This is a genomic window from Bacteroidota bacterium (assembly GCA_034723125.1).
Classification (GTDB): domain Bacteria; phylum Bacteroidota; class Bacteroidia; order CAILMK01; family JAAYUY01; genus JAYEOP01.
This window is the reverse complement of record JAYEOP010000520.1, coordinates 1-1,757: the sequence shown is the minus strand read 5'-3', so window position 1 is coordinate 1,757 and position 1,757 is coordinate 1. Positions and strand designations below refer to the sequence as shown.

The window sequence follows — 1,757 nt, the reverse complement described above, 5'->3', positions numbered from 1 at the left end:
ATTACATCATTATATCATTCCTGCATTATATCATTTCTTCATATCTTTGTAGCTTCAAAAAATATTAAAACAAAATTGATAAAAACATGTTTGAAAACTTAACGGACAAACTTGAAGGAGCATTTAAAAAAATAAAAGGACAAGGTTCAATAACAGAGCTTAATGTTGCTCAAACAGTTAAAGAAGTTCGCAGAGCCCTTGTTGATGCTGATGTTAATTATAAAATTGCTAAAGAATTTACAAATGATGTAAAAGAAAAAGCACTTGGTTCAAACGTATTAAATGCTGTTTCACCCGGTCAAATGATAATAAAAATCGTTCATGACCAGCTTATACAAATTATGGGTGGCACAAAAGAAGATGTTAATTTAAAGGGAAATCCTGCGATAATACTCCTTGCCGGTCTTCAAGGATCAGGTAAAACAACTTTTGCAGGGAAACTTGCAAATCATTATAAATCAAAAGGCAAAAACCCGTTACTAACCGCATGTGATGTTTATAGACCTGCCGCTATTGAGCAAATTAAAATTCTTGGGGAACAAATAAATGTTCCTGTTTACAGCGAAGAAGATAAAAAAGACCCTGTAAAAATTGCAAAAAGATCTATTTCTTATGCAAAAGAAAACAACAATGATATTGTAATTATTGACACTGCCGGTCGGCTTGGTATTGACAAGCAAATGATGGATGAAATATCAAACATCAAAAAAGAAATAAATCGCGGTGAAATACTTTTTGTAGTTGACTCAATGACGGGTCAAGATGCTGTAAATACAGCAAAAGCATTTAACGAAAAACTTGATTTTAATGGTGTTGTACTAACAAAAATGGATGGTGATACAAGAGGTGGAGCAGCAATTTCCATTTTGAAAGTTGTAGAAAAACCAATAAAATTTATAAGTGCAGGTGAAAAACTTAGCGATATTGAATTTTTTCATCCCGACAGGATGGCAAATCGTATTCTGGGAATGGGCGATGTTGTTTCTCTTGTTGAAAAGGCAGAACAAGTTTTTGATGAAAAAGAACAAAAGAAACTACAGAAAAAATTTCGCCAAAACACCTTTGACTTTGAAGACTTGTTAAAACAATTGAAACAGATTCAAAAAATGGGTAACATAAAAGATTTGATGTCAATGATACCAGGAATGAATAAAATGGTTAAAGGACAAGACATTGACGATGACTCATTTAAGCATATTGAAGCACTGATTTCTTCAATGAAACCAAACGAGAGAAAAGACCCTGAACTTCTTAATGCTTATCGCAAAAAGCGTATTGCAAAGGGTAGTGGAAGAAGCGTACAAGAAGTAAATCAATTAATTAAACAACTGAAAAACATGCGTAAAATGATGAAGCACATGAACAAATCAGGAAATAACATGAGAGGAATGCCCAAGGATATGTCGTTTATGAATTAGATGCAAGATGCAGGATTCAGGATGCAGGATGCAGGATACAAGATTCAGGATTCAGGATGCAAGATGCAGGATACAAGATGCAGGATGCAGGATTCAGGATGCAGGATGCAAGATGCAAGATTCAGGATTCAGGATGCAGGATGCAAGATGCAAGATGCAAGATGCAGGATATACAGGATGCAGGATTCAGGATGCAGGATGTACAGGATGCAGGATGTACAGGATGCAGGATGCAGGATTCAGGATGCAGGATGTAGGATGAAAATTCATAATGAAAGAATGTAGAGACAAATCACGATTTGTCTAAAACAGGACAGGAAGAACAAATACCAAGATACC

At 35.0% G+C, this 1,757-nt stretch carries 2 protein-coding genes; both read left to right on the top strand.

Annotation, left to right across the window (positions count from 1 at the left end):
- The first annotated feature begins 86 nt into the window (after positions 1-86).
- Positions 87-1,418, top strand: coding sequence for a signal recognition particle protein (gene ffh / locus U9R42_13450; protein MEA3497026.1), 1,332 nt, complete (start codon positions 87-89; stop codon positions 1,416-1,418).
- Positions 1,419-1,703 carry a hypothetical protein gene (locus tag U9R42_13445; GenBank protein MEA3497025.1) on the top strand — a complete coding sequence of 95 codons (285 nt, stop codon included), beginning with the start codon at positions 1,419-1,421 and terminating at the stop codon, positions 1,701-1,703.
- Positions 1,704-1,757: the final 54 nt, after the last annotated feature.